We start from the raw sequence: 476 nt of genomic DNA, 5'->3' as shown, positions 1-476 counted from the left end.
ATGGCGGAAATGCTCAAGGGCGGCGTCATCATGGATGTTGTCACCGCGGAGCAGGCCCGCATCGCCGAGGATGCAGGCGCCGTTGCCGTCATGGCGCTTGAGCGGGTTCCCGCTGATATCCGCGCCCAGGGCGGGGTTTCCCGGATGTCTGATCCGGACATGATCGACAGCATTATCGAGGCTGTGTCCATTCCGGTGATGGCCAAGGCCAGGATCGGTCATTTCGTTGAGGCGCAGGTGCTGCAGTCCCTGGGCGTTGACTACATCGACGAGTCCGAGGTGCTCACGCCGGCGGATTTCACCAACCACATCGATAAGTGGAAGTTCACCGTTCCGTTCGTCTGTGGTGCCACCAACCTGGGGGAGGCGCTGCGCCGGATCAATGAGGGTGCGGCGATGATCCGGTCCAAGGGTGAGGCCGGTACCGGGGATGTGTCCAACGCGACCATGCACATGCGCAAGATCCGTTCGGAGAT

The 476-nt window shown here is 62.0% G+C and carries 1 protein-coding gene; it reads left to right on the top strand.

Features of this window, described 5'->3' with window-relative positions; genetic code table 11:
- Positions 1 to 476: beta/alpha barrel domain-containing protein (locus AC5RTB_RS16580; protein WP_494062142.1), on the top strand; the 476-nt coding region annotated here is incomplete at both ends.

The organism is Arthrobacter sp. M71 S08 (assembly GCF_059089725.1).
Note: the sequence above shows the minus strand (reverse complement) of the source record. Positions and strands in the feature narration are given on the sequence as shown.